Source organism: Azonexus sp. (assembly GCF_049652925.1).
GTDB lineage: Bacteria > Pseudomonadota > Gammaproteobacteria > Burkholderiales > Rhodocyclaceae > Azonexus.
Genome location: NZ_JBASFI010000025.1, coordinates 164,676 through 171,623 on the forward strand (window position 1 = coordinate 164,676; position 6,948 = coordinate 171,623).

The window sequence follows — 6,948 nt, forward strand, 5'->3', positions numbered from 1 at the left end:
TTTTCCGGTTGACCGTGGAATTTCAGTGAAATTCAGCTCAGGGAGAACAATATGCTAGACAGCAACATCAAGGCCCAGCTCGCGGCCTATCTCGAAAAACTGCAACGCCCGATCGAACTTGTCGCCTCGCTTGACGACAGCGCCAAAGCGCAGGAAATGCGTGGCCTGCTGATCGACATTTCCGAACTCTCACCCAAAGTCAGCCTGCGTGAAGACGGCTCTGCCGCCTTGCGCCCCTCCTTCGCCATCGGCCTGCCCGGCGAAACGCCGCGCATCACCTTTGCCGGCATCCCGATGGGCCACGAATTCACATCTCTCGTCCTCGCCCTGTTGCAGACCGGCGGCCATCCGCCCAAGGTCGAACAATCAGTCATTGACCAGATCAAGGCCCTGCCCGGCAGTTTCAATTTCGAGACCTACATCTCGCTGTCCTGCCACAACTGCCCGGACGTCGTGCAGGCGCTCAACCTCATGGCCGTCCTCAACCCCGGCGTAACCAGCACGATGATCGACGGCGCCATGTTCCAGGACGTGGTCAACGAACGCCAGATCATGGCCGTGCCGACCACCTACCTGAACGGTGCCGAATTCGGCGCCGGCCGGATGCTCATCGAGGAAATCCTCGCCAAGGTCGACACCGGCGCGGCTGCCCGCGCCGCCGAGGCACTCGGCAAGAAAGATGCCTTTGACGTCCTCGTCGTCGGAGGCGGCCCCGCCGGCGCTGCCGCAGCGGTCTACGCCGCTCGCAAGGGCATCCGCACCGGCATCCTGGCCGAACGCTTCGGTGGACAGGTGATGGACACGCTGGGCATCGAAAACTTCATCTCCGTCAGCCATACCGAAGGACCGAAACTCGTCGCCGCGCTCGAACAGCACGTCAAGGACTATGAAGTCGACATCATGACCCTGCAACGCGCCGCCAAACTCGTACCGGCCAGCGAAGCTGGCGGCCTGGTCGAAATTCAGCTCGAAAACGGCGCCTCGCTCAAATCGAAATCCGTCATCCTCGCCACCGGCGCCCGCTGGCGCGAAATGAACGTGCCCGGCGAGCAGGAATACAAGGCCAAGGGCGTCTGCTTCTGCCCGCACTGCGACGGCCCGCTGTTCAAGGGCAAGCGCGTTGCCGTCATCGGCGGCGGCAACTCCGGCGTCGAGGCCGCCATCGACCTGGCCGGCATCGTCGCCCACGTCACGCTGCTCGAATTCGCCGACACCCTGCGCGCCGACGCCGTCCTGCAGAAAAAACTCCACAGCATGCCCAACGTCACCGTCATCAAGTCAGCGCAAACCACCGAAGTCACCGGCGACGGCCAGAAGGTCAACGGCATCACCTACAAGGATCGCGTGACGGAAGAGATCAGGCACGTCGAACTCGAAGGCATCTTCGTCCAGATCGGCCTGCTGCCCAACACCGACTGGCTCAAGGGCACGCTCAACCTGAGCCGCTTCGGCGAAATCGAAATCGATGCCAAGGGCCAGACCTCCGTTCCCGGCGTCTTCGCCGCCGGCGACTGCACCACCGTGCCCTACAAGCAGATCATCATCGCCATGGGTGCCGGCGCCACCGCCTCACTCAGCGCGTTCGACCACCTGATCCGCAGTTCGGCACCGGCCTGATCGATTCGATCTACCAGCCTGCCCCGGAACCAATGCACCGCTTCGGCGCATTGGTTCTTTCATCTCGTCGACAATCCGACAAACGCCGGCGGACAGCTAAACCAGCACGCGCGGATTCGCCGCACCGCCTGAAAGACTGGCATAGCGGGATGGCAGGTCGCCCGGCAGGCAAAAGCCGAACAAAAGCTCCTCGGCATCGAGCAACGAAGCCCCTGTCGATAGCACATACTCCGAAACGCCGGCAAATGCGGCCAAACGCATCCAGAACATGGCCTCTTCGGTCAACGCCGGATTGGCATTAAATGAGTTCGAAAAATCATGCATGACGCACCTCGCTTTCGGAAAAACGAAACCACGAGGTAGCTCTAGCAATATTTGGCCCAGATTGCGGGGACCAAAAAGAAAAACCCGCTGACGAATCAGCGGGTTTTTGCATTTGTGGTGGTGATGGGCAGAAACTGTAAGCTCAAAAAAATCTGTTACTAATCAAACGACTATTTTAAGTCCACCGGGCAAATGAGCCACACTAAAAAACTCAATTTGAGCCACAGAAAACCAACTCTTAAAATCAACATTTACTGACTGTGTTGAATCTATTCTACCCGCTCAGTCTCGATTAACCCCCTTCACTATCCGCTGAATCGAGCCAGTACAACCAGGTCTGAGCGAAATCTTCAACCCTCGAGACGCTGACCTCCTCGATACGCTCGATATCTTTGGACATGGCGCGTGAGCAGAGGATTGCAGCAGAACAGTTGGCCGCTGTAGCTAGTGCCCGACTCGAGCAATCTTAAGCCTTGATTGTCGAGATGCGAAAGCGCTAAGTCTTGGGGACTGGACGAAGCCGCCCAATAACTTGTAAGCCGGGCACCAGGCAACACATTTGAAGGTCAACACCAGCCTCCAGCTTACTATTGATGCGTTCCTAACTCGGCCTTTCAGGAACGGCTGCAACCGACCCAAAGCTGCAGTAGCGGGTTCCCGATAGCGGCCAGTGAGCCAAACCCAGGTTTTTCGAACTCGACTGCCACAAAGCCGCCGTTGCCGACCTCACACTACCGGCCAAAAGGCGACGGTCGGGGTGGCTATCCAATATCAATAGCTAACCAGCAATGCTAAGGAATCAGCTTTCATTTACCCATTTTGCGCATCTTTAGCAACCGCCGAAGCCGTCTCTGAATTATCACAATCCAGAACATGGCACATTTTCCAAATATTATGCCGCCCTGCGTTTGTACCACTCCTCGAATTCGCCAGACGACAACGGATGCGTGAATAGGAATCCCTGGCCTAGCGTGCAATGATGCAGCCTCAGGTAATCGAGAGACTCCTTGGAATCAATCCCCTCGGCAATAACCGATATACCTAGGGTGTCCGCTGCATGGAGTACATTGTCCATCAGGATGGTCTCCTCATCTGAGCCTCCTTTATGGCTGGCGAAATGCCGGTCGAGTTTGACACTGTCCAACGGCAACTTAATCATCGACTTCAGACTGGTCACCCCGCTTCCAAAATCGTCCAGCCCAACGCCAACGCCGACATTCTGAATGGCTTTCACTGAGAGGGCTGCCTCTTCAAGATGCTTGCCGAGCGCGTGTTCAGTAATGTCCAGGCGCAAATCGCCAGCGTGGAGTTGGCCCTGTGCCATGGCGCTGGTCAGGCTGCGCGGAAAATCACGCTGACGGAATTGCTTCGATGAAATATTGACCGAGACTGGGAAGTCGGGGAGTCCATGTTGCCGCCACGCCTGACGGACCCGACAAGCTTCGTTGAGAACCCATTGGGCCAAGGGGGGCATGATGCCCATGGTTTCGGCCATCGGAAGGAAACGTTCGGGTGAAATACCCATGGCGGGCCAGCGCAGCAAAGCTTCCGCTCCCACTGCCTTGCCATTCTCCAGGTCAATGACCGGCAGCCAAACCAGTTCGAACTCCCCGTATTCCAAGGCCTTGCGCAGGCGCTTTTCAATTCGCTGCGTTTCCTGGCTGGTTTGATTGAGGTCCGGTTGATAGAACTGGTAGGCATTCGCACCGGATTGCTTGACCTGGTACATGGCCGAATCGGCGCACTGAATCAGTCCATTAACCTCTGCGCTGTCCCGAGGAAAAAGACTGATGCCAATGCTTGGCGAGACGTTGAGTTCAAAATCATCAACCAAATAAGGCTGTCTTAAGTTTTCCAAGAGATGAGAGGCAATCCGGCCGGCGTTTTCGTCATCTTGAATGTTGCCCAGCATCGCCACGAATTCATCACCACCGAGTCGCCCGACCACGTCCTCCTCGCGCACACATTTGGCAAGTCGCAGCGCTACGCCATTCAATACGGCATCTCCCACGGCATGGCCATAGGTGTCATTGATGGGCTTGAAGCGGTCGAGGTCTATGAACAAGAGAGCTGCCAACTGTTCAGAACGCTGCTGACCGGCCACCAGATGGGCCGCTAGTTCATGGAATAGCGCCCGGTTGGGCAAGCCGGTCAGCGGGTCATGCTGTGAGGCAAGGCGAATATTGGTTTCGGCTTCCTTGCGTTCAGTAATGTCAATACCAACCCCTATCAGTCGCTGCGGTATTGCGTTGCCGTTCCTGGATACCGCGGCTCGCCCAGCCAGCCAGCGAACCGTGCCATCTAGCCAAACTGTCCGCCATTCATGTTCAAAACATCCGGACGACCGCGCCTCGTCTAGTCGAAGAGATACTCCATTCTGGTCGTCAGGATGCACCCGCTCACGTATCAATGTGTCAATGTCGCTTTCAAAAGCGAATGCTGGCATACCGCATAGCGCAGCTAATTCCGCCGAGCCACGTACGTGATTGGTGGTCAAATCCACCTCGACGGTGCCAATACGGCCAATCTGGAGCGCCATCAGCAGCTGCTGCTCCCTGTCACGTAACTCGCGCTCAACCAGGCGTCGGGCTTCGATTTCTCGTTCCAGGTCGGCCTCCTTGGTGAAGTAGGCGCTATTCATCGAGATGAGATAGGTAATGGCTTCGCGCAGACGTCGATTTGCCTCGTGCCGCTCCTTGGCCTGCTGAAACATTTCCGTTTCCAGTACCTGAATGCGTTTCTTCAACCCGTCTTCTTCTTGGCCGGTATCGCCGAGATGGACTGTCAGCTTTACAAAATCGGTGACATCCTCAGCTATATGGAGCAGATAAATCAACTTGCCCTGGGCATCCACCACCGGAACGTTTTTCGGGCTCCAGTAGCGTTCCACGTAGTCGGCCCCCTCGTCCTCAGCGCATCGGATGTCATAGCGTTGTACGGGCATGACATCCATTTGTCCGGAAGCAACGACCCGCTTCAATGACTCCGTTAATACAGCGACCCCATCAGCGCAGGGGTTGTCGGGATTGTCGGGAAAAATGTCGAATAACGGCTTACCAACAATATTCCCAAGTTGAGTCATCGTCGCCTTTAGATAAGCGGCGTTAGCGCCGACGATGGTGAAGGGTGGTGAGGTCTCAAGTATCAGGCAAGGCGAGGGAATTGCTTCAAAAGCGGCACTGAAAGCTGCCCTTGGAATGCGATGAATCAAATTGGGCTGAGTACGGGTATCCATACAACTCCCTCCAATAACACACCGCTCAAAGAATGATTCTCTTTGGATGGGAATGAGCACTCCAAATCCCGCTTTAAGTTGACCTACCGCATTGCGGGTTCGTTCCTTTCATTCGAACGGTTTTAATGAACATGGGGGACTATCTTTTGGCGTCTTGCTCTCCTCAAATATCGGCCATCTGATGCCACAGCGCAGGTCAGCGCTTGTGACTGCTAAACCGGTGTTACGGAAGCAGGCAATAAATCAATTTTCAGCTTTATTTCCCCGTGGCATGTCTGCTTTCGGGCTCGTACCGGATATCCCAACGGCCGTTTGCCGCAGCACCCTCTGGCTTTCGGCCAAATTGGCCGAAAAGGTGAGGTCGCCGATGGCTGCTTTGGCGCATTCCATTGCTCAGAACCTGAGATTGGCTGACTGGCCGCTATTGGGAAAACGCTACGGCCGTTTTGAGTCGCGAGCCGACCGCCCGCACGTCGGATTCGTCGCCGAAAAGCGGTCAATGAATTCCGCTTCCTATAAGCGGCCAGTCGTCACCGAGTGCTCTCGACCCATTGCCGTCATTGCCAACAAATGGAAGCTGCCGTTCGCCGGTCGGTCAAGGGAAGCAATAGCGGCCTTTCGCCGGCCCGAGTCTGGTTTTTCTCCTGACCGGCAGGTATCCGCTAAAGTCCGGCCATTGAAGGTGGCGACTTGGATTTCAGCACCCGGCCAGAAGCGGACGGTTTCCTGTCAATATCAGTAGTCACTTGAATTTCCGGTTAGCTCTGATACCCGCCGCGAAGCCTACGCCAAACTCCGGTGTATCAGTTCTTTAAGAATTGCGCAGAGAATAATGAAAATAGAAAAAGCCAATATCGGTCATTCCAAGAACGATTGAACTTGGGCTGAAAATATCTTCGGCTGGCGGACTCAACGAGCCACGGAAACCCGTCTTGGTTTTAAGCTTGCGTTAAGATTAGTTGACTATATTAGTTGGATATTTCACCCATGCCACAGGAGAACCGATGAAAACCATATTCGCTGTAGTTCTGACTGCCATTGCGCTTGGAGCTTCGCCCAATATCCTCGCAGCTGAAAGTTCCGCACACAACCATAGCCATGGGAGTGCCGAACCGACAAAGCTCCACCTTAACGCTGGAAAAAAATGGGCAACTGATGAGCCGCTGCGTCAGGCTATGAACGACATCAATCAAGCGATGGCGAAGGCAATACCGGCGATTCACAAGAATCAATATGGCAACGACGACTATCAAGCATTAGCGACGACAATCAGTGAAAAGGTGGCTTATGCAATACAGAATTGCAAACTCGAAGCCCAGGCTGATGCGATGCTTCACTTGGTTATTGCAGACCTGATGGAAGGCGCCGAGACCATGAGAGGAAAAACTTCAAAGTCGCAACACGATGGCGCGGTGCAAGCACTTGAAGCTCTGAAGGCATATGGGAAATATTTCCAGCATACGGGTTGGAAAACCGCCAAAGGCTGAAAAATCATGATGCACCAGGGATGAACTCTGATTGACTAGACTTCTGCAAATAGTTAGCCACCAATACTTGCAGCCAGGAGAGGCGGGCAAAACGGACGCCGCATCTGATTTCGCTTGAAATAGGGCATTGTCTGCCCGCCTATCTGAGACTCAGCTCGGAGCCTGGCCTTTTTCTTCAAAGGTTTTGCCATCGCGAATGTGGTAAATCCGCTTGAAGGTAGGAATGATTTTCTCATCGTGGGTCACCACGATGATGGCCGTATTGAACTGCTGCGCCATCTGGTT

At 55.1% G+C, this 6,948-nt stretch carries 5 protein-coding genes and 1 pseudogene; 3 read left to right on the forward strand and 3 right to left on the reverse strand.

Annotation, left to right across the window (positions count from 1 at the left end; translation table 11 throughout):
* Window positions 1-51: 51 nt before the first annotated feature.
* Window positions 52-1,617 (forward strand): alkyl hydroperoxide reductase subunit F, encoded by a 1,566-nt coding sequence (gene ahpF / locus WBK19_RS14505; protein ID WP_511290901.1) that lies wholly within the window; start codon window positions 52-54, stop codon window positions 1,615-1,617.
* Window positions 1,618-1,713: 96 nt separating this feature from the next.
* Here ahpF and WBK19_RS14510 read toward each other — a convergent pair whose 3' ends face one another.
* The gene (locus WBK19_RS14510) at window positions 1,714-1,941 is read right to left on the reverse strand and encodes a hypothetical protein (RefSeq protein ID WP_511290903.1); all 228 of its coding nucleotides are present in this window, start codon (window positions 1,939-1,941) and stop codon (window positions 1,714-1,716) included.
* Between the two features lie 892 nt (window positions 1,942-2,833).
* Entirely contained in the window at window positions 2,834-5,176 is a 2,343-nt protein-coding gene (locus tag WBK19_RS14515) for an EAL domain-containing protein (RefSeq protein WP_511290905.1), read from the reverse strand.
* A 91-nt stretch (window positions 5,177-5,267) separates the two neighbouring features.
* Between WBK19_RS14515 and WBK19_RS14520 the strand changes: the two genes are divergently transcribed.
* The gene (locus WBK19_RS14520) at window positions 5,268-5,918 is read left to right on the forward strand and encodes a hypothetical protein (protein ID WP_511290906.1); all 651 of its coding nucleotides are present in this window, start codon (window positions 5,268-5,270) and stop codon (window positions 5,916-5,918) included.
* A 262-nt stretch (window positions 5,919-6,180) separates the two neighbouring features.
* A complete protein-coding gene (locus tag WBK19_RS14525) occupies window positions 6,181-6,663 on the forward strand; it encodes a hypothetical protein (protein WP_511290908.1) in 483 nt (160 codons plus the stop codon).
* A 150-nt stretch (window positions 6,664-6,813) separates the two neighbouring features.
* Here the strand turns inward: WBK19_RS14525 and WBK19_RS14530 are convergent.
* Window positions 6,814-6,948 (reverse strand): annotated as a pseudogene (locus WBK19_RS14530) (ABC transporter ATP-binding protein); the annotation flags it as partial.